Origin of the sequence: Aestuariimicrobium kwangyangense DSM 21549, assembly GCF_000421525.1 — a bacterium.
Lineage (GTDB): Bacteria > Actinomycetota > Actinomycetes > Propionibacteriales > Propionibacteriaceae > Aestuariimicrobium > Aestuariimicrobium kwangyangense.
Genome location: NZ_ATXE01000001.1, coordinates 1,196,075 through 1,215,308 on the forward strand (window position 1 = coordinate 1,196,075; position 19,234 = coordinate 1,215,308).

18 protein-coding genes are annotated in these 19,234 nt (G+C 69.0%); 12 read left to right on the top strand and 6 right to left on the bottom strand.

The window, feature by feature from the left end; genetic code table 11:
* Positions 1-10: 10 nt before the first annotated feature.
* Entirely contained in the window at positions 11-715 is a 705-nt protein-coding gene (gene ctaE, locus H507_RS0105305; RefSeq protein ID WP_022909685.1) for an aa3-type cytochrome oxidase subunit III, read from the bottom strand.
* A gap of 167 nt (positions 716-882) precedes the next feature.
* Here ctaE and H507_RS0105310 point away from each other — a divergent pair, with 167 nt between their 5' ends.
* The 5 genes from H507_RS0105310 to trpD are packed head-to-tail and all read left to right on the top strand — an operon-like array spanning position 883 to position 5,858.
* Positions 883-2,160, top strand: a complete 1,278-nt coding sequence (locus tag H507_RS0105310; protein ID WP_026377812.1) for a YncE family protein — start codon at positions 883-885, stop codon at positions 2,158-2,160.
* Positions 2,157-3,236 (top strand): Kelch repeat-containing protein, encoded by a 1,080-nt coding sequence (locus H507_RS0105315; RefSeq protein ID WP_022909687.1) that lies wholly within the window; start codon positions 2,157-2,159, stop codon positions 3,234-3,236. Before H507_RS0105310 ends, H507_RS0105315 begins: the two co-directional genes overlap by 4 nt.
* Before the next feature lie 58 nt (positions 3,237-3,294).
* Positions 3,295-4,374, top strand: coding sequence for a cytochrome c oxidase assembly protein (locus H507_RS14930; RefSeq protein WP_022909688.1), 1,080 nt, complete (start codon positions 3,295-3,297; stop codon positions 4,372-4,374).
* Between the two features lie 12 nt (positions 4,375-4,386).
* Positions 4,387-4,812: a hypothetical protein gene (locus H507_RS0105325; protein WP_022909689.1), complete on the top strand. Its 426-nt coding sequence runs from the start codon at positions 4,387-4,389 to the stop codon at positions 4,810-4,812.
* Entirely contained in the window at positions 4,812-5,858 is a 1,047-nt protein-coding gene (gene trpD, locus H507_RS0105330) for an anthranilate phosphoribosyltransferase (RefSeq protein WP_022909690.1), read from the top strand. Before H507_RS0105325 ends, trpD begins: the two co-directional genes overlap by 1 nt.
* A 70-nt stretch (positions 5,859-5,928) precedes the next feature.
* Here the strand turns inward: trpD and H507_RS0105335 are convergent, their stop codons facing one another.
* The gene (locus H507_RS0105335; protein ID WP_022909691.1) at positions 5,929-6,621 is read right to left on the bottom strand and encodes an A24 family peptidase; all 693 of its coding nucleotides are present in this window, start codon (positions 6,619-6,621) and stop codon (positions 5,929-5,931) included.
* Between the two features lie 141 nt (positions 6,622-6,762).
* On the opposite strand from H507_RS0105335, the gene H507_RS0105340 reads away from it, so the two are divergent.
* On the top strand, positions 6,763-8,043 hold the full coding sequence (locus H507_RS0105340) for an O-acetylhomoserine aminocarboxypropyltransferase/cysteine synthase family protein (protein WP_022909692.1): 1,281 nt from the start codon (positions 6,763-6,765) through the stop codon (positions 8,041-8,043).
* 194 nt (positions 8,044-8,237) lie between these two features.
* Here the strand turns inward: H507_RS0105340 and H507_RS0105345 are convergent, their stop codons facing one another.
* Positions 8,238-9,152, bottom strand: a complete 915-nt coding sequence (locus tag H507_RS0105345) for a sunset domain-containing protein (RefSeq protein ID WP_022909693.1) — start codon at positions 9,150-9,152, stop codon at positions 8,238-8,240.
* Positions 9,153-9,355: 203 nt separating this feature from the next.
* Between H507_RS0105345 and H507_RS0105350 the strand changes: the two genes are divergently transcribed.
* Complete coding sequence (locus H507_RS0105350) at positions 9,356-9,868, top strand: peptidylprolyl isomerase (RefSeq protein ID WP_026377816.1); 513 nt, start codon at positions 9,356-9,358, stop codon at positions 9,866-9,868.
* Positions 9,869-9,915: 47 nt separating this feature from the next.
* Entirely contained in the window at positions 9,916-10,569 is a 654-nt protein-coding gene (locus H507_RS14935; RefSeq protein ID WP_022909695.1) for a rhomboid family intramembrane serine protease, read from the top strand.
* A gap of 21 nt (positions 10,570-10,590) precedes the next feature.
* On the opposite strand, the gene H507_RS0105360 is transcribed toward H507_RS14935, so the two are convergent.
* Both H507_RS0105360 and H507_RS14940 read right to left on the bottom strand, forming a co-directional pair.
* Complete coding sequence (locus H507_RS0105360) at positions 10,591-10,869, bottom strand: Lrp/AsnC family transcriptional regulator (protein ID WP_022909696.1); 279 nt, start codon at positions 10,867-10,869, stop codon at positions 10,591-10,593.
* Between the two features lie 9 nt (positions 10,870-10,878).
* Positions 10,879-12,837: a DEDD exonuclease domain-containing protein gene (locus H507_RS14940; RefSeq protein ID WP_084707633.1), complete on the bottom strand. Its 1,959-nt coding sequence runs from the start codon at positions 12,835-12,837 to the stop codon at positions 10,879-10,881.
* Positions 12,838-13,288: 451 nt separating this feature from the next.
* Here H507_RS14940 and H507_RS0105375 point away from each other — a divergent pair, with 451 nt between their 5' ends.
* From H507_RS0105375 to H507_RS14950, 3 genes are all read left to right on the top strand, one after another.
* A complete protein-coding gene (locus H507_RS0105375) occupies positions 13,289-14,395 on the top strand; it encodes a C40 family peptidase (RefSeq protein ID WP_022909699.1) in 1,107 nt (368 codons plus the stop codon).
* A gap of 131 nt (positions 14,396-14,526) precedes the next feature.
* Positions 14,527-16,824: a glycoside hydrolase family 3 N-terminal domain-containing protein gene (locus H507_RS0105380; RefSeq protein ID WP_022909700.1), complete on the top strand. Its 2,298-nt coding sequence runs from the start codon at positions 14,527-14,529 to the stop codon at positions 16,822-16,824.
* A gap of 29 nt (positions 16,825-16,853) precedes the next feature.
* Complete coding sequence (locus tag H507_RS14950) at positions 16,854-17,912, top strand: ROK family glucokinase (RefSeq protein ID WP_022909701.1); 1,059 nt, start codon at positions 16,854-16,856, stop codon at positions 17,910-17,912.
* Between the two features lie 7 nt (positions 17,913-17,919).
* Here H507_RS14950 and H507_RS0105390 read toward each other — a convergent pair whose 3' ends face one another.
* Complete coding sequence (locus H507_RS0105390; protein WP_022909702.1) at positions 17,920-18,342, bottom strand: hypothetical protein; 423 nt, start codon at positions 18,340-18,342, stop codon at positions 17,920-17,922.
* Between the two features lie 145 nt (positions 18,343-18,487).
* Between H507_RS0105390 and H507_RS0105395 the strand changes: the two genes are divergently transcribed.
* Entirely contained in the window at positions 18,488-19,234 is a 747-nt protein-coding gene (locus H507_RS0105395) for a lysophospholipid acyltransferase family protein (protein ID WP_022909703.1), read from the top strand.

Consider the following 19,234-nt stretch of genomic DNA (forward strand, 5'->3'; position numbering starts at 1 on the left):
GTTGGTTGGGTCAGCGCAGCACGTAGATGACCGTGAACAGGATGATCCAGACCACGTCGACGAAGTGCCAGTAGTACGAGACGACCATCGCCGTGACGGCCTGCTCGCGGGTGAAGGTGCGCGCCATGTAGGTGCGCCCGAGGCAGAAGAGGAAGGCGATCAGGCCGCCGAGGACGTGGAGACCGTGGAACCCGGTGGCGAGGAAGAAGGCCGAGAAGTACACGTTGGCCGAGATGGTGTGTCCCTCGCTGATCAGCGTGGCGTACTCGGTCACCTGCCCGGCGATGAAGATCGACCCCATCACGAAGGTGAGGATGTACCACTCACGCATGCCCCACTTGGCCAGGTTGAAAGCCCCACCGGAACGCTTCACCTTGCCGTGCTCGGCAGCATGGACCCCGATCTGGCAGGTCACCGACGAGAGCACCAGCACCAAGGTGTTGACCGCCGCGTACGGGAAGTCGAGGTGGTGGGACTGGGTCTGCCACAGGGTCGCCTGGCCCGCCGGGGCCAGACCGGTGGTCGTCTCGCGAATCATGAAGTACGCGGCGAACAGCGCAGCGAAGAACATCAGTTCACTGGCCAGCCAGATCCAGGTGCCCAGGGGCACCGTCTCCGGTCGTCCGACGGGCTTGTTCAGGCGAGCGGGAGCGATCGGGTGCACGGCCCCGTGCGGGATCGCCAAGGCGCTCGGGTTCTGCTGCGTAGTGGCCACGGGCTCATTATGGCCGGAAATGAGGGATTGGTCATGTTTCGTCGGCCGGAGTGGACGTGGCAGCCGCCGTCAGGCTTCGTGGACCAGGGCCCGGCGGGTTGGGGTCGGCTCCTACGCTTCGGGTGGCGGTTCCTCCGCACCGCTGATCCACCTGAAGGGCAGGGCACATGCGAAATCCGAGCGCAGCGGCACTCGTGGTGATGGGACTGATGATCACTGCGGCGTGTGGCACGTCGACCGCGACCGGGGACCCCGCCCCGTCCACGTCCGGACGAGTCACGACTGCCGCGCCGGCGTCCGGTTCGGCTCGGCCCGCCTCGAGTGCCTCGGCGTCCTCGTCCGGGCCCTCGGCCGACGCCCAGGACCCCTTCGCGGACCCGCTGCCGGGGATGCCCCCAGTGGTCGGCCGCGATGTCTACTCCCGCACCCGCGCAGGAATGCTCTCGCCGGCCGTGGCCCACGACCCGGCGATGTTGTACGTGCCCGATGCCAAGGGCAGCACCGTCACCGTGATCAGCCAGACCACCCGCAAGGTGGTGGAGGTGCTCAAGGTGGGCTACCTGAGCCAGCACGTCGTCCCCTCCTACGACCTCAGCCGGTTGCTGGTGAACTCCTCGCAGGCCAATCGGTTGACCTCGATCGACCCGGTCACCACCCACACGGTGAAGGACCTGCCGGTGCCGCGGCCCTACAACCTGTACTTCACCCCCGACGGAAGGTCGGCGGTGGTGATGGTCGAGGAGCACAACACGATCGAGTTCGCCGACCCGCAGACGTTCAAGCCGACCACCCGCATCCAGGAACCCACCTGCAAGGGACCGAACCATGCCGACTTCTCGGCCAACGGTCGCTTCTTCGTGGTCACCTGCGAGTTCTCGGGTGAACTGCTGAAGATCTCGACGACCGAGCACCGCATCGTCGACCGGATGAAGCTCGATCCCACCGCCTCGGCCCGAGACGCCGCACCCTCCGACATGGGCATGTCGATGCCCCAGGACGTACGACTGTCGCCCGATGGTCGAACCTTCTACGTCGCCGACATGGGGACCAATGAGCTGCGCCTGATCGATGCGCTGACCTTCCGGCAGGTGAGGACGATCGGCATGCCCAAGCACCCCCACGGCCTCTACCCGTCGCGTGACGGGAAGCTCCTCTACATCTCCGACCGGGGCGCCGGGAAGGTGAGTGTGCTCGACTTCGCCACCCACGCCATCGTCGACACCTGGACGATCCCCGGGGGCGGCAGCCCCGACATGGGTGGGGTCTCCGCCGACGGGAGGACGTTGTGGCTGTCGGGTCGCTATGACGGGGTGGTGTACGGCTTCGACACCGCCACCGGCACCCTCGTCGCCCGGATCAAGTCCGGGTACGTGAACCCGCACGGTCTCTGCGTCTGGCCACAGCCCGGTCGTTACTCCTTGGGCCACACCGGGAACATGCGGTGAGGCAAGCCCTGCCCCAACTGCGCCCCCGGGCGGTGGGCGTCCTCACCGTGGTGACGCTGGCGCTCGCCTCGAGCCTGATGGCGGCTTGTTCCACCTCCGGGCCGTCAGGGCCGGGCACCAGCCCTCGCCCGCCCGTGAAGAACACGACGACCGGTCGTCCCAGCGCCCGGACGACCAGCTCCGCCGGTCCCCACAGCCGGGAGCCCACCCGCTCGGGAGGTCCCCTCCCGGGCCACACGGTGAGGGCAGCAACCCTGGGCTGGCGGCTGCCGTACCCCATCTCACGGACCGCCCTGATCAGTTCAGGGGCCACCGTCACCCTCGCCGGCGGCATGCCACCCGACAACAGTTCCTCGGACCTGGTCGTGGCCGTCGACCTCCGGACCGGGTCCACCACCCCGCGACCCCGGCTGGCCGTGAAGGTGCACGACGCTGCCGGGGGCAACGGTCCCGGTGCTCCGACCGTCTACGGCGGGGGCAACAGCAGGGAGCAGAGATCTGTCCAACGCCTCGAGGGGTCGGCGTGGCGAGTGGTCGCACCCCTGTCGGGTACCCGCTCCGACCTGACCACGGTGCCGACGCCGGGCGGCGACCTCGTGATCGGCGGCTATGACGGAACCCGCGCGGTCACCGACGTGTTGCTGTCGGGGCCTTCGGGTCTGCACATGCTGGGCCACCTCGTGCGGCCGGTGCGCTACGCAGGTGGTGCCCTGATCGGCCAGACCGCCTACGTCGTGGGCGGTGAGGTCGACGGGCACGAACTGTCCGTGATCCAGTGCGTCGACGTGGCCACCGGGGTCGCGCGCATCTGCGGTCACCTGCCCCGAGCCCTGGGCCACAGCCAGGTGATGGCCTCGGGGGATTCGCTGCTGATCGCCGGCGGACGGCTCGCGCCCCACACGCTCACCGACCAGATGTGGTGGTGGAACCCGGGTACCGGACGCTTCGTCGACGCCGGAACCCTGCCGACGCCGCTGGCCGACGCCTCGGTGACCGTCTGGAATGGCGCCGGCTACCTGCTGGGCGGCGAGAGTCCGCAGGTCACCGATGCGGTCGTCAGGGTCCCGTTGGGCTGAGCCTGACCCGCTCGGGCCCCAGAGGACGAGGCTGGTTCGCGGTGGGACAATGAGGGCCATGCCCCCCTTCCTGGCGCTCCTGCCCCTGCACACCGACCCGGGGGAGGCCGTCGCCCCGCTCGCGGGTTGGCGCTACGCGACTGCCTGGACGTGGAACTGGCCGGGGGGCGTCCTCATCGTCCTCGCGCTCACCCTCTACGTGGCCGGTGTGGTGCGACTGCGCCGACGGGGCGACCACTGGCCGGTGTTCCGCACGCTCTCGTGGCTGGTGGCCATGGCGCTGCTCGCCTTCGCGACGATGGGCTTCCTCGGGGTCTACGACACCGTGCTGTTCTGGGTGCACATGGTGCAGCACATGATCCTGACGATGTTCGCAGGCGTGAACATTGCCCAGGCCGCACCGGTCACGCTGGCCCTGCGCGCTCTGCCCACTCGCCCGCGCAGGTGGCTGGTGGCAGTGCTCCACTCCTGGGTGGCGAAGGTGCTGCTGTTCCCGCCGTTGAACACCCTGGCCATGGTGGGGTATCCCTTCGCCCTCTACATGACCGGTCTCTACGAGATCACGCTGCGCCACGACTGGGCCCATGACCTGCTGCACACCTGGATGGTGTGGATCGGGGTCGCCTTCTTCGTGCCGATCCTCGGTGTCGACCCGCTGCCGAACAAGCTCCCGCACCCGCTGCGGTTGTTGCTGGTGATGCTGCAGATGCCTGGACACGCCTTCATCGGTGTGACCATCATGGGGGCGACCCGACTGCTGGCCAGCGACTGGTACCTGTCCTTCCACCGCGACTGGGGAGTCAGCCCCCTGCGTGACCAGAACTGGGCCGGCGGCATCCTGTGGGCGACGGGAGACTTCACCATGGTCACGGTGATGTCGGCGCTGGCCATCAGTTGGTACCGCGACTCCCAACGTGAGGCGGCTCGGGTCGACCGAGCGCTTGACCGTCAGGAGGCGCGCGAGGCCACCCTGGCCGGTGGTGCCCCCGGGTCCTCCAGGGCGGACGAGAGCACACCGTCGAGTGGCGGGCCCGGTGGTGAGCGGTACGATGCAGCCGAGGGCGTCTCGTCCGATGCAACGGCCATCAACGACACGACCCCCACGAACCCCCAGCCGAGCAGCCCCGCTGCGCACTGAACAGGACGATGGATGTCAACTGAGGCGACGCCCGACACGCTCAAGGTTCTGGTCTACTCCGACGACCGGACCATCCGCGACCAGATCCGACTGGCCCTGGGCCGGCGTCTCGGTGCGGACCTGCCCGACCTCGAGATCTTCGACACCGCCACGCCCGACGCCACCGTCCGCGCCGTCGACCAGAACGCGTACGACCTGCTGATCTTCGACGGTGAGGCTGTTCCCCACGGCGGCATGGGCCTGGCCTACCAACTCAAGGACGAGGTGCCCAACTGCCCTCCGGTGCTGGTGCTGGTGCAGCGGGTGGCTGACGCCTGGTTGGCGACCTGGTCGAAGGCGGACGCCATCCAGGCCCTGCCCGTCGACCCGATACGGCTGCCGCAGGCCGCCGCCGACCTCGTGCGCCGCCATCGGGCGGGCCTCGAGGTCACCCACTGATGGGCATCGCCCACACCTGGCCGGACGTGCTGACCTCCCTGGTCAGTGGTCAGGACCTGGACCTGCCAGCAGCGCGCTGGGCGATGGACCAGGTGCTGTCGGGTGACTCCACGCCGGTGCAGATCGCCGGATTCGCCGTCGCGCTGCGCAGCAAGGGCGAGACCATCGACGAGGTCTCAGGGCTGGCCGACGCCATGCTGTCGCGCGCCGCCCAGATCGATCTGAACCGTGAGGCCGTCGACGTCGTCGGCTCCGGCGGCGACCGCGCCAACACCGTCAATGTCTCGACCATGGCTGCGATGGTTGCTGCCGCGGCCGGCGCGAGGGTGGTCAAGCACGGGAACCGAGCAGCGAGCTCACAGTGCGGCACCGCTGACTGCCTCGAAGCCCTGGGCGTCTGTCTGGACGTTCCCGTCGAGGCACACGCCGGCATCCTGGCCGAGTTGGGCATCACCTTCCTGTTCGCGGCGAAGTTCCACCAGGCGCTGCGATACGCGGCCTCGGCGCGCAAGGAGCTGGGGATCCAGACCACCTTCAACTTCCTGGGCCCGCTGGCCAACCCGGCGCGCCCCCTCGCCCAGGCCGTGGGCGTGGCGCACGAACGGATGGCACCCCTGATGGCGGGAGTGCTCGCCGGCCGCGGCGGTCGGGGACTCGTGTTCCACGGCGGTGACGGCCTCGACGAGCTCACCACCACCACCGACTCACAGGTGTGGCTCTTCCGCGACGGTCGCATCGTCGAGAGCGCCCTCGACCCCGTCGAGCTCGGACTGCAGCCAGCGCACAGCCAGGACCTGGTGGGCGGCCCGCCGCAGCACAACGCGCAAGTCGTCCGGGACCTGTTCGCCGGCACCACCGGGCCCGTGCGCGACATCGTGGTGCTGAACGCGGCGGCTGCGCTGCTCGCCTTCCACGGCCCCGATCTCGATGCCCCGCTGGTGGACCAGTTGCGGGTGCGGCTCGACGAGGCCCGCGCCGCCATCGACTCCGGAGCCTGCTCGCGACTGTTGGACCGATGGGTCGAACTGAGTCAGGCCAGCGTCTGATTCCCTGCTGAGTGGCAGTCAGGCCGGGTCGGATCCGCTCGGGCCCGATGTGTTCAGCTCAGGTGACTGCTCAGGTCAGGGCGAGGGCGACCCAGGGGCCCACCCACAGCGCCGGTCCGTAGGGGAAGGCCGAGCCCAACCCGGAGGGGTGGCGACGCCGCCACAACGAGACCAGCAACCCGTGCACCGCCCCCAGCGCCGTGCCCGCCAGGAGCGCCCCGAACCAACCCGACCAACCCAACAGGCCGGCCAGCGCGCCCAGCGGCACCGCCAGACGCACGTCCCCGAACCCGAACGCACCGGTGATGCGCCACACCAACCAGAAGAAGGCGGTCGCCAGCGCCGCTCCCGCCACCACGGTCAGCACTCTTCCCGGGGCTGGGTCGCGGATGAGCACCGCCGCCACCCCCACCACGGTCATCCCGGCCGCCCACCAGTGGAGCCGCACCGGAAGATAGGTCGTCGCGAGGTCGACCGTGACCAGCACCAGCCCCGCCGAGCCCCAGGCCAACCACGGCCAAGGTTCGGCGAGGGTGCTGGCCCACGCTCCGAGCAGCGCAGCGACCAGCAGTGTCGACACCACCCAGCCCCGCCGGCGAGCGACGCTGGCGTAGCTCGGCTTCGTCCAGGCCGGGGACTGCGGAAGGTGGGGCAGCTCATCGACCTCGTCGGGTTCGGGGAGTCGCGAGACCGCCCACCACGCCGCCAGGGCGATGCCTGAGCAGCTGAGGGCTCCAGCCGCTGCAGTCCATGCCCCGTTCACGCCCTGAACCCTAGGGCCGTGCGGGGGTCACAGCCGCAACGGGGGGCGTCTGTGAGGGGACGATTTTCGTCGTCCGCGAACCTGCAAGCCGATTTCGTGGGCGCCTGCCCAACTGACGCGTGGGTGGGCTGCAATGTGGTCATGAACCCACGCCCCGAAACCCTCGCCGTGCACGCCGGCCAGGAGCAGGCCGACCCGGCCACGAACGCCCGTGCCGTGCCGATCTACCAGACCACCAGCTACGTGTTCGACTCGACCGAGCACGCGGCCGACCTGTTCGCCCTGCGCGCCTCCGGCAACATCTACACCCGCATCATGAACCCGACCCAGAACGTCTTCGAGGAGAGGGTCAATGCCCTTGAGGGCGGCGTCGGGGCCCTGGCGACGGCATCGGGGGCGGCCGCGGTCACCTACGCCGTGCTCACGCTGGCCGGCGCGGGCGACAACATCGTGGCCCTGTCCACCCTCTATGGCGGCACGTACGCACTGTTCGCGCACACCCTGCCGCAGTTCGGCATCGAGACCCGGTTCGTCGACCCCGCCAAGCCCGAGGACCTGGCGGCGCACGTCGACGACCGCACCAAGCTGGTGTTCGGCGAGACCGTCGGCAACCCCAACCTCAACGTGGTCGACCTCGATGCGTGGGCCGAGGCGGCACACGCTGCCGGACTGCCCTTCGTGGTCGACAACACCGTCCCGACGCCCATCCTGACGCGCGCCTTCGACCACGGCGTCGACATCGTCGTGCACGCCGCCACCAAGTACATGGGCGGCCACGGCACCAGCATGGGCGGCATCATCGTCGACTCGGGCAAGTTCGACTGGGCGGCCCACTCCGAACGCTTCCCCTCACTCACCGGACCCGACGGCGCGTACCACGGCGTCGTCTGGACGGAAGCGGCAGGTCCTGCGGCCTTCATCATCCGCGCCCGCACCGTGCTGCTGCGCAACACCGGGGCGGCCATCGCCCCTCTGAACGCCTGGCTGATGCTGCAGGGGCTCGAGACCCTGCACCTGAGGATGGAACGGCACTCGTCCAACGCCCTCGCCGTTGCCGAGTACCTGTCGCAGCACCCGGCGGTCGCCTGGGTCACCTATCCGGGTCTGCCCGGCGACCCGTCCCATGAGGTGGCCAAGCGCATCCTCGACGGCGGTTTCGGTGGTCTGGTGGCGTTCGGTCTCAAGGGCGGACGAGAGGCCGGCGCTGCCTTCATCGAGGGTCTCAAGCTGTTCAGTCACCTGGCGAACATCGGCGACGCGAAGTCCTTGGCCATCCACAACGCCACCACCACCCACTCCCAACTGACCGAGGAGGAGTTGGTGGCGGCAGGTGTCCGCCCCGAGATGGTGCGATTGTCGATCGGCATCGAACACGTGGACGACATCATCGCCGATCTCGCCCAGGCGCTCCCGACCGCCTGACCGGGCCCGTCCTGCCCAGGGGTCGACCCCAAACGCGAGACGACCCACACACGAGACGACCCACACACGAGACGACCCACACACGAGACGACCCACACACGAGACGACCCAAACACGAGACGACCCAACACGAGACGACAAGGGCCGGTTCCCACGCGGGGAACCGGCCCTTGCCGTCGGTGTCGAGCTGCGGGTCAGCGCTGGGCGCGGGTGAACCCGGCCTTCTCTGCCGCCTCCTCGTTGGCGAACCAGACATCGGCGATCGTCCGGTCGTAGCCACCCGAGTCGGGCAGGTGGAACTTCATCGAGCGCTCATTGCCCTTGATGGTGAAGCCCTCGGGTGGGTTCTCCCCCACGTACGAGCCCTCACCGTAGGACGGAGCCTCGGCGGTGGCCTCCGAGGCAACATCGGAGTCCGGCGAGAAGGCTGCATCAGCATCCTCGAAGGCTGCGTTCGCGGCTTCGTCCTCGGTCAGGTCAGAGGCCGAGAAGGTCTGCACCGGCTCCTCCTCGCTGGCCCGGGCACCAGGGGTGTAGGCGGCGGAGGGCTCATGTGCCGTCCAACCCGAGTCCTTCGAGGTGAGGAACTGGCGCACGGCGACGGCAGCGCCGGCCAACAGGGCAGTGGCTGCGACCAAGCCGGCGATCGTCTTGCCGACCTTGCGCTTCTTCTTGGGATGCACCACCTCTGCCAGGCTCGCCTCCCCCTTGGCCGCGGCCAGAGCGGCGGCGCCTCGCTTGCTCGCCTCCTGCACCGCGGGGTGCTTCTCGGCCTCGTGCAAGAGCGCGACCAGCTTGGGCACCAGGTCTTCCTGGACCCGGCTCCGGGCCTGATCGGTGTAGGGGGAGACCTGCTTGAGCACGGAGTCGGCGTGCGGTGCCAGCGACTCCTTCGCCTTGGTGGCGGCTTCTGCCGCGTGGCCCGCGGCGGACTTGGCAGCCGTCAACGCGACAGGCCCGTACTTCTCCGCGGACTCTGCGGCCAGCTCCTGTGCGGTGTGCACATAGGGGGCCAAGAAGGCGACGGCGGCATCGATCGCGTCGTGCGCGCGCTCGGTCGGCGTGGGCACCTCGATGACGATCTTGTTCTTCTTCTTCTTGAGTGACAAGGGAGTTCCTCCGTTGTGTGGGTACGTGGCGTGATCGCCAGGTCAGCTCGTGGTCGAGCATCGTCCACGCTAGCGCGACAAGGAGCAACGCTTCCCAAGGCGGGAAGAGTTCTCAGGGGGGACTCCGGGTCAACGGTGACGGTGTGGACGACCCGATAGGCTCGGGACGATCGTTCCGGACCATCCATCCCAACCCGAGGAGAATCGTGGCGACTGCCATCCTGCACACCAACCACGGCGACATCAGCATCGACCTGTTCGAAGACCAGGCGCCCCAGACGGTGAAGAACTTCGTCGGACTCGCCACCGGCATTCAGGAGTACGCCGACCCGAAGACGGGCCAGCCCACCACCGGCAACTTCTACGACGGACTGACCTTCCACCGCGTGATTGACGGTTTCATGATCCAGGGAGGGTGCCCGCTGGGCACCGGCACCGGCGGCCCCGGCTACAAGTTCGGCGACGAGATCCACCCCGAGCTGTCGTTCGATCGTCCGTACCTGCTGGCCATGGCCAACGCCGGACCCGGCACCAACGGCTCGCAGTTCTTCATCACCGTCGTTCCCACCCCTCACCTCAACCGTCGCCACACCATCTTCGGCGAGGTCACCGATGAGGAGTCCAAGGCCGTGGTCGACAAGATCGCCCACGTGCGCACCGGATCCCAGGACCGCCCCGTCCAGCCCGTCGTGATCTCATCGGTCGAGGTCAACTGACCTCGTCCTCAGCCAGACGACCCCACCAGCACCCCGACGGAGCACACGTGAGCCACCAGCGCCAAGACTTCAGATTCTCGACGGCACCCGCTGAGAACCGGGTCACCCTGGCGCTGGTCGGCGCAGTGGTGCTGGTGGCGGTCGCCTGTTCCTTCACCCCCCTCGCCCAGTACCTCGTGGTCGGGAGCCATCCTGCCCTCGCGTGGGAGTTCTGGCGCCCGGTGCTGTACGCGTTCACCTCGTCCGGTCTGATCCAGGCCGCCATCAACGGGGTGATCCTGTACCTGATGGGCCGTGGCCTGGAGAACGAGTTGGGCGGCGCCCATCTCGCCGGCGCCTTCGTGCTCTGCGGATTGGGCGGCGCCACGGCGATGACGGTGCTCGGCCCCCCGGTGGCTCTGGACGGGGCGATCTGCGGGGTGTTCGGCATCGTGGCCGGCTACGCGGTGCTGAAGTACCGCGCCCAGCACGACATTCGTGCCGACATCATCCTGCTCACCCTGATGGTCGTCTACTCGATCGTGGTCGGGTCGCAGAACTGGATCGGTGAGCTGGGTGGTATCGCCGTCGGCGTGGGTCTGGGTGCCCTGTTCGCCTATTCGCCCTGGTCGAAGCGCGCATCCCGACTCAAGCTCGGTGCGATCGGTGTTGCGCTTCTGTGTCTGGCGCTGATGGGCGCCACCTGGGCGCTCGGCGCCTGAGCCCAAGGGCTGCGGATCGAGTCAGCTACCGCCGAGGGAGAATGCGGCCTCGAGGTCGTGCTGGGAGAACGAGCGGAACGCAATGTGCGTCTCGGTGTCGATCACGCCCGGCACCTTGTTCAGACGGTCGGCGATCGTGGTCGCCACCTCGTCGTGTGAACGAACCCGAACGATGGCGATCAGGTCGATCTGCCCCGTGACCGAGTACACCTCGGTCACCCCCTTGATCTCGGCGATCTGCTGGGCCACCTCCGGGATGCGGGAGGTCTCGGCGTGGACGAACACGATGGCGGTGATCATGCCGCGATCCTATGCCGAATCGTCGACGACGACCGAGGGCCGGGCGGGCTGACCTCCGACCCCCGCCCAGCCCAGATCCCGGTCACTCCAGCCGGTGGCCAGGTCGTCCGGGTCGATCAGGGCGAGGTGCTCGGCCCCGACGGCTGCCACCCTCGCCAACTCGCCCTCACCGAGGCCGATGCCGACGGGCCAGGCCCACTCGCCCTCGATCTCGATCAGCCGTACGCCCGGTTGTTCCATCCAGGCTGCAACCCGTTCGGCCTCCTCGACACTGGCGGCCGGCAACCACGCTGGTCCGTCGGGAACCGACTCCGCCATGGAGACAGCGTCCCGGGCCACCTGCTGTGGCACCCCTCCGATCGGGCAGTGGGCCGAGCCGACCAGTCGTCCACGACGGAGCACCTGCACCTCCCACCCGGTCTCGATCCGGCGGGCCGCCACGATCTGTGAGCACCGCGCAAGCGATGACAACCGATGCCAGCGCCGCGTCGTCGACGTGTAGGTGGTCAGCCTGCGGGTGAGCTCCTGGGCCTCCTCGAAACGCTGCTGCCGGGCCAACCGATCGAGCTTCGAGCCGACGGCCCGCACCACCGGACGAACGTCGGCGTCGAGGGCGTGGGTGAGCGCCTCGACGACGGCCGAGTACTGGTCGACCCCCTCGCCGAGTTGGCACGGCGCCGGGCATCGCCCCATCTCGCCCAGCGCGCACGCCGGACTGGGTCTGCGTGCGGAGAGACGGGTCGTGCACTGACGGATGGGGAACGCGTCGTACAGGGCCAGACAACCCTCCTGGGCCGCCTGTGACGACCCGAAGGGACCCCAGTACCGGGCTCCGTCGTCGGTCACCTGACGTACCACCGACAATCTGGGGAAGGCCTCCTGGGTGACCTTGACCCAGTGCGTGCGGTGCTGACGTTTTGAGCGGCGGTTGTACCGGGGGGCGTGGGCAGCGATCATGCGCAGCTCCCGCACCTCGGCCTCGAGTTCGGTGGAACAGACGACGTGGTCGACCCCGTCGGCGACCCTGACCATCTCTTCGATCCGACCCCTCTTCTCCGACGCCGTGAAATAGCTGCGGACCCGGGTTCGCAGACTCCGCGACTTGCCGACGTACAGCACCTCCCGCCGGGTGCCTGCCTGGCCATCGGGCAGGTCGGCCCAGAACCAGTAGACGCCCGGGGAGTCGGGCAGACCCTGGGCCAGTGCTCGCTTGGCGCGGCGCTGGGGCGAGACGCGGTGGGTGAACTCGGTCAGGTCCTCCAGCGTGCTCACCCCCAGATTGCCCACCCGGGCCAGGAGGCCGTGGAGCACCTCGACGGTGGCGCGGGCATCGGACAGGGCCCGGTGGTTCGGCTGGGTGGTGGTGCGGAAGAAGGCCGCCAACGTCGCGAGCTTGCAGTTGGGCACCTCGTCCTTGAGCAGGCTCTGCCGGGCCAGGGCCACGGTGTCGACGACCAGGAAGCCGGGCCACGGATGGTCGTGCAGCTTCGCGGCCCGTTTCAGGAAGCCGACGTCGAAGCCCGCGTTGTGGGCCACCAGCACCGAGCCGGCTGCGAACTCGAGGAAGCTCGGCAGCACCTCGGGGAGCCGGGGGGCACCGGCGACCATCTGGTTCGTGATCCCCGTCAGCACGGCGATCAGGGGCGGGATGGCCGTGGCCGGGTTCACCAAGGTCTGGTACTCGGCGAGCACCTCACCACCGCGGACCTTGACGGCTCCGATCTCGGTGATGGTGTCGCCCTCGCCGCCCCCGGTCGTCTCGAGGTCGACGACCACGAAGGTGACAGCCGCCAGCGGCGTGCCGAGGTCCTCGAAGCTGGGTTGCCCGAAGCCCTGCTGCCCGAGGCCCGGTGGTGCGGCCGGCGACGGCTGGGTCAGCGGGGTGACCTCGGGCCTCGTCCGCGGCTCGTGCTCGCGGTAGGCGGCCCAACCCCGGGATGCACGAGTGGGGGAGCGGTCCGGTGACATGGCCGACACGCTAGGGCGGGGTTCGGACAAATTCGGGGAGGACGTGCTCCCGGCAGATTTGTCAGGGGCCCATGTTCGGATGCGGGCATGGATTCCTTGATTGTTGACTGCTCCACCTGTCAGGTACGCGGCGTCGGCTGCTCGGACTGCGTCATCAGTGTGCTTCTCGAACCATTCGACCCACAGGCCGTGTCGGAACCACAGGCCGTGTTCGACACCGATGAGCAGGCAGCAGTCGCCGCCCTGGTGGAGTCGGGTCTGGTCCCCCCGCTGAGGTTGGTGACCCCCGACCGCGGCTCGGACGGGGCCGGCGAGAGTCCGGGACCACATCGGCGGGCAGCCGGGTGGTGATCCGGCCAGTCGAGTGGCGCGCCTCCTGAAGGTCGGTTAAGATTTTCTCAGGCAAGTCGGTGGAGTGGCTCCATCCGGCGTGGAAGGCAGAATCGTGTCGATGGAGAACGTGTGGCGTCGAGCCTCGCTCGCCGGTGTGGGTGTCGGTCTGACGGTTGCGGCCCTCGTCGTCCCCATGTCGCTGTCCGCCCATGCCGATCCCGACGCGGTCAAGACGGCACAGCAGAAGCTCGAGCAGATCGAGTCGCAGGGTGCCCAGATGGCCGAGCAGTACTCCACCCTCGACGGTCGCCTGAAGCAGACCTCCGGCAGGGTTGCGACGCTCAATGCCGACCTCGTCGAGCAGAAGGCCAAGGTTTCCGCCCAGGTCGGTTCCATGGGTCAGCTGGCGCTGCTGCAGTACCAGGCCAACGGCATCGACCTCACCACCCGCCTGCTCGCGAGCCCCGATGACACGGCGTTCATCCGCAACTTGGCCACGGTGCAGAGCGTCACCACCCTGACCAACGACCGGGTGCAGGCCTACCAGGCCCAGCAGGCCAAGCTCCAGACCACCCAGCAGCAACTCATCGCGGCCAAGCAGCAACTGGTCGACGACAAGGCTGAGCAGGCCTCGCTCATCAAGCAGCAACAGCAGCGCGAGCAGCAGGCCCGCGAGGTGGTGGCCAAGCTGACCGCCCAGGAGCAGCAGCGCCTGGCCGCCGAACGCAAGGCCAAGGCCGAGGCCGAGGCACGTCGGGTGGCCCAACAGCAGGTCGCCACCGCGACCACGCGGTCAACGACCTCGCGTTCCACCACCTCGCGCTCCACGACCCGGGACCAGCCCCCGGCCGTCACCGTCCCCGCAGGCAGCTCGCGTGGCCAGGTGGCGGCGAACTTCGCGCTGTCGAAGGTGGGCGGCCCCTACGTCTACGGCGGAACCGGTCCCACGGGCTATGACTGCTCCGGGCTCACCGGGGGCGCGTGGGCGGCGGCGGGGGTCTCCCTGCCGCGCACCTCACAGGGCCAGTGGGGGGTCGGGGTGCCCGTGAGCGTCTCCCAGTTGCAGCCCGGCGACCTCGTCTTCTACTACTCCGGTATCTCCCACGTGGGCATCTACATCGGTGGCGGCAAGATCGTCGACGCCGCCAACCCCCGTAGTGGCATCCGGGTCACCACGGTGACCGGCAACTACATGCCCTACATGGGTGCCCGCCGAGTCGGGTGAGCAATCCTCTCCCATCCACTGGCGGAGAAAACTGAATAGGCGTTAAGCTTCTCGGGTGCGGGCACCGTGGCCCGCCCCGGAGCCGTCCACCACAGGGGAGCGGCCACCGTGCTGATCTCCGAGGAGACGCCATGACCGACCTGCCCTACCGTGACCCCTCGCTGAGTGTCGAGGCACGAGTCGAAGACCTGCTGGCACGCCTGACCGTCGAGGAGAAGGCCGGGCAACTCACCCAGTACTTCTACTTCGGGGCCTTCGAGGAGACCGCCAACGCTGCCCAGTCCGAGCAGCTCGAGACCGACGCTGACGCGATGCCCCTCGATGCCAGCCTCTTCTCCCAGCAACCCACACTCGTCGAGCAGGCATTGTCGGTGGGTGGCGCCGGTTCCCTCTTGTTCGTCAAGGATGCGGCCAACGCCAATCGGCTGCAGCGGATGGCCATCGACGGCAACCGCCACGGGATCCCCGTCATCTTCGGTTTCGACGTCATCCACGGCTTCCGCACCATCATGCCGGTGCCGATCGCGGTGGCAGCTTCCTGGGACCCCGAGGTCGCCGAGGCGGGCCAGTCGGTCGCGGCCCGTGAGGCGAGCGCCGTGGGCATCCGCTGGACCTTCGCCCCGATGCTCGACATTGCGCGCGACCCGCGCTGGGGCCGCATCGTGGAGGGCGCCGGCGAGGACCCGGTGCTCGGCGCGGCCATGGCCGCTGCCCAGGTGCGCGGCTTCCAGGGCGACCTCGGTCCCGAGCGGATCGTGGCCGGGCCCAAACACTTCGCCGGGTACGGAGCCGCCCGTGGCGGCCGTGACTACGACGACTCCGACATCTCGGACTCCGAACTGCGCAACGTCTACCTGCCGCCGTTCAAGGCCGCGGTCGAGGCAGGTGCTGGCAACATCATGTCGGCCTACATGGACCTCAACGGCACCCCCGCGGTCTCGAACTCCTGGCTCCTGACCGAGGTGCTGCGCGACGAGTGGGGCTTCGCCGGATTCGTGGTCTCCGACGCGAACGGCGTCCGTTCGCAGGAGACCCAGCACCACGTGCCCGACCTGACGGAGGCGGCTGTCCGCGCCCTGAATGCTGGCAACGACATGGAGATGTGCATGTTCGACCCGGCGTTCGGCCGCATCCCCGAGGCGGTCGAGGCCGGCCGGATCAGTGTGCAGACCCTGGACGAGTCCGTCCGGCGCGTGCTGCGGCTCAAGTTCGAACTGGGGCTCTTCGAGAACCCCTATGTCGACGAGGATGCGGTGACCGCCACCCTCGACTCCGTGGCCCACCGAGAGGTCGCCCGCAGTGCCGCCGAGCGATCGGCGGTGCTGCTGAAGAACGACGACGCTGCCCTGCCGCTGTCGGCGGACGGGTTGTCGTCCATTGCCGTGATCGGCCAACTGGCCGACTCGGTCCGTGACACCGTGGGACCGTGGGTCTTCGACCAGGACAACGACGAGACCGTCACGATCCTGGCGGGTGTCCGCGCCTTGGTGGGGGAGGGAGTGAGGGTCGAGCACGCCAACGGTGCCAGCATCCCGAACCGGCTCATCCCGTCGATGTTCGAGCGGATGGACAAGGTTCGCGCCAACACCCCCGAGGGCTACGACGACGACGCCGAGATCGAGCGGGCCGTCTCGCTGGCGGCGTCGGCCGATGTGGCGATCGTGGTGGTGGGCCAACGCCAGAACCAGATCGGCGAGGCTGCCTCGAGCTCGACCCTCGAGCTGGCCGGTCGCCAGACCGAACAGCTGCGACGCATCGCCGAGACCGGAACCCGACTGGTCGTCGTCTCGATGTCGGGTCGCCCCCTCGACCTGCGGGGCGTGCTCGAGGTCGCGCCGGCCGTGCTGCACGTGTGGTACCCCGGCACCCGGGGCGGTGAGGCCGTCGCCAACCTGCTGTTCGGACGAGTCTCCCCGGCCGGACGGCTGCCGTTCACGTGGCCACGCCACGTCGGGCAGGTGCCGATGGTGTTGAGCCACTACCGCACCTTCCAGCCCGAGTCCCAGGCGGCCCGGTACTGGGACGACGAGTCCACCCCCTTGTTCGGGTTCGGCCACGGGCTCAGCTATGCCTCCTTCGAGTACTCCGACCTCAGGGTCGAGCCCGCCAGCATCGCGGTGGGACAGTCCGCGCGGGTGAGGGTCGAGGTCACCAACACCTCCGATGTGGACGCCGACGAGGTCGTCCAGTTGTACATCCACCAGCGCTACGGCACCTCGACCCGCCCCATCCGGGAACTCAAGGGCTTCGAACGGGTGGCGATCCCTGCCGGGACCAGCACCACCGTCAGCTTCGACCTCGGCCCGGACCAGTTGCGTTACTGGTCGGGTGCGACCCGCGACTGGGTGCAGGATGCCACCACGATCGAGGTGCACGTCGGTGGCAGTTCCCGGACGGCGCTGGAGGGCGAACTCACGGTCACGGCGTGAGCACCGTCGGCCTCGGCTAGGCTCACTGCGTGCTCACGATCGGCATCGACATCGGTGGAACCAAGGTGGCGGCCGGTGTGGTCACCCCCGAAGGTGAGGTGCTGCGGCGCCTGCAGCGTCCCACGCCCTCGCGCAGCCCGGAGGCCGTCGAGGACGCGATCTGCGAGATCGTCAGTGACCTCAGCCGAGAGTTCCGCGTCGCCGCGGTCGGCATCGGCGCAGCCGGATGGGTCGACACCGACCAGGCCATCGTCCGTTTCTCGCCCCACCTCGCGTGGCGCAACGAACCCTTGCGCGACCGGATCGCCTCTCGCGTCCAGGTGCCGGTGCTGGTCGACAACGACGCCAACGCCGCCGCCTGGGCCGAGTACCGTTTCGGGGCTGGCCGGTCGGCGCGTGTCATGGTCTGCCTCACCCTGGGCACCGGCATCGGTGGGGCCATGGTCATGAACGGACGTCTCTTCCGCGGCCGCTACGGGATGGCGGGGGAGTTCGGCCACATGAGTGTCGTGCCCGATGGGCACTGGTGCCCCTGTGGCAACCGGGGATGCTGGGAGCAGTACTCCTCGGGCAACGCGCTCGTGCGCGATGCGCGGGCCCTGATCGAGGCCGGGTCCCCCCAGGCCGAGGGCCTGCTCGACCACGTCGAGGGGGGAGACCCGGCCCTGCTGACAGGTCCCGACGTCACCGAGGCAGCGATGGCCGGGCACCCGATGGCCGTCGAACTGATCGGTGACGTCGGCACCTGGCTCGGGCGTGGGCTGGCCAACCTCGCAGCCGCTGTCGACCCCGACCTGTTCGTGATCGGTGGCGGCGTCAGTGCGGCAGGCGACCTCCTGGTGGCGCCCGCCCGGGCCGCCTTCGAACGAACCCTGACCGGGCGTGGATATCGTCCGGTGGCCCAGGTCGCGCTGGCCCACTTCCGCAACGACGCCGGGCTGGTGGGAGCGGCCGACCTGGCCCGGCACTCGATCATCGAGCCTCCCGGCCCCGCACGTGGCTTCTGGCCACGTCGGCGCGGCCGTCCACGTTCCTCGCGGTTGCAGTTGCGCATCCGTGAACTGATGGAGCCACCACGCCGCGGATGACCTCGCCTCAGAGGACGGCGCCCGATCCGTCATCGGGATCGCGGGGTGGGCGCCGCATGGCGCGCACGAGGAGCCAGACCACACCGCCACCGGCGGCTGCGGGTGCCAGCCAGACCAGGTTGGCGGGCAGGTTCACGACGAAGCCAGCCAGCAGGAGGCCGACCAGGCCAGCGGCCGACAGGATCACCGCGATCCGCACGTCGGCGGGCAGGGGTGCCGGTGCGCTGACCCTGCGGTAGTCGACATCGTCGTTCCCCGGCTCGTCCTCGACCGGCTCATACCTCACCGGGCCATGGCTTTCCGGATCCTGACCAACTGGCCCACTCCGGTCGGGCGCCCGGGGCGCGTCCTTGGGTTCGCGCCATGCCTGTTCACCGAACTCCGTCGTGACGAGTTCGGCGAATCGGCGGTCGACGTCGTCGGGATCCACGCCTCCACCGTAGGTCGCTCCGGCGCCGGATTCGAGGGCCGACGACCGATTTCGCCTCCCTCGCCGGCAGGCATGGGTGTCGTAGGGTGTCGGGAGGGCTCGCGCAGGCAGCGGCGAGTGGTGGCGGGAAGGGTGTTGTCAGGTCGTGTGGTACTGGTTCCTGAAATGGACGATCTTTCGTCCGGTCTGCGTCGTGGCGTTCCGGCCGTGGATCAAGGGGGACGAGAACATCCCCGAGGGCGGGGCGATCCTTGCCGGCAACCATCTCTCCGCGGGTGACACCTTCCTGCTGCCCGCGCTCATCCATCGTCGCCTGACCTTCCCGGCCAAGGCCGAACTGTTCGCCGGTGACCGGGGCGTGCGCTCCAAGGTGGTGGCGTGGTTCCTGAAGGCCGTCGGGCAGGTGCCGATGGATCGGTCAGGCGGTCGCGCCTCCGCCACTGGTCTGGGCCCGGTGACGCAGACCCTCAAGGACGGCGGACTCGTGGGCATCTTTCCCGAGGGCACCCGATCCGGCGACGGAAGACTGTACAAGGGGCGCACCGGCGTGGCCCGGCTGGCCCTCGACGGCGGGGTGCCGGTGCTCCCGGTCGGCTTCGTCAACACCGCCTTCACCCGGGGGTTGTTCGGCATCCCGGTGATGCGCCGTCCTGGTGTGATCATCGGCAAGCCCTTGGACTTCAGTGCCTTCGAGGGCCGCCAGGACGAACTGAAGGTGCTGCGCCACGTGACCGATGAGGTGATGGCCGCCATCCAGGAACTCACCGGTCAGGAGTACGCCGACGTCTACGGCACCCGGGTGAAGTTCGGCGACCTCAAGGACGCCGACCTCACCCCCCACCTGAAGAGCCGGCCGGGGGACGACCGGCCCGCGCCCACCCCACCTGCCTGA

What these genes read in the sequence shown, in the direction of transcription:
- H507_RS0105310 (WP_026377812.1), top strand. Translation starts at nt 883, where the DNA reads ATGCGAAATCCGAGCGCAGCGGCACTCGTGGTGATGGGACTGATGATC.
- H507_RS14930 (WP_022909688.1), top strand. Translation starts at nt 3,295, where the DNA reads ATGCCCCCCTTCCTGGCGCTCCTGCCCCTGCACACCGACCCGGGGGAG.
- H507_RS0105325 (WP_022909689.1), top strand. Translation starts at nt 4,387, where the DNA reads ATGTCAACTGAGGCGACGCCCGACACGCTCAAGGTTCTGGTCTACTCC.
- trpD (WP_022909690.1), top strand. Translation starts at nt 4,812, where the DNA reads ATGGGCATCGCCCACACCTGGCCGGACGTGCTGACCTCCCTGGTCAGT.
- H507_RS0105340 (WP_022909692.1), top strand. Translation starts at nt 6,763, where the DNA reads ATGAACCCACGCCCCGAAACCCTCGCCGTGCACGCCGGCCAGGAGCAG.
- H507_RS0105360 (WP_022909696.1), bottom strand. Translation starts at nt 10,869, where the DNA reads ATGATCACCGCCATCGTGTTCGTCCACGCCGAGACCTCCCGCATCCCG.
- H507_RS14940 (WP_084707633.1), bottom strand. Translation starts at nt 12,837, where the DNA reads ATGTCACCGGACCGCTCCCCCACTCGTGCATCCCGGGGTTGGGCCGCC.
- H507_RS0105375 (WP_022909699.1), top strand. Translation starts at nt 13,289, where the DNA reads ATGGAGAACGTGTGGCGTCGAGCCTCGCTCGCCGGTGTGGGTGTCGGT.
- H507_RS0105380 (WP_022909700.1), top strand. Translation starts at nt 14,527, where the DNA reads ATGACCGACCTGCCCTACCGTGACCCCTCGCTGAGTGTCGAGGCACGA.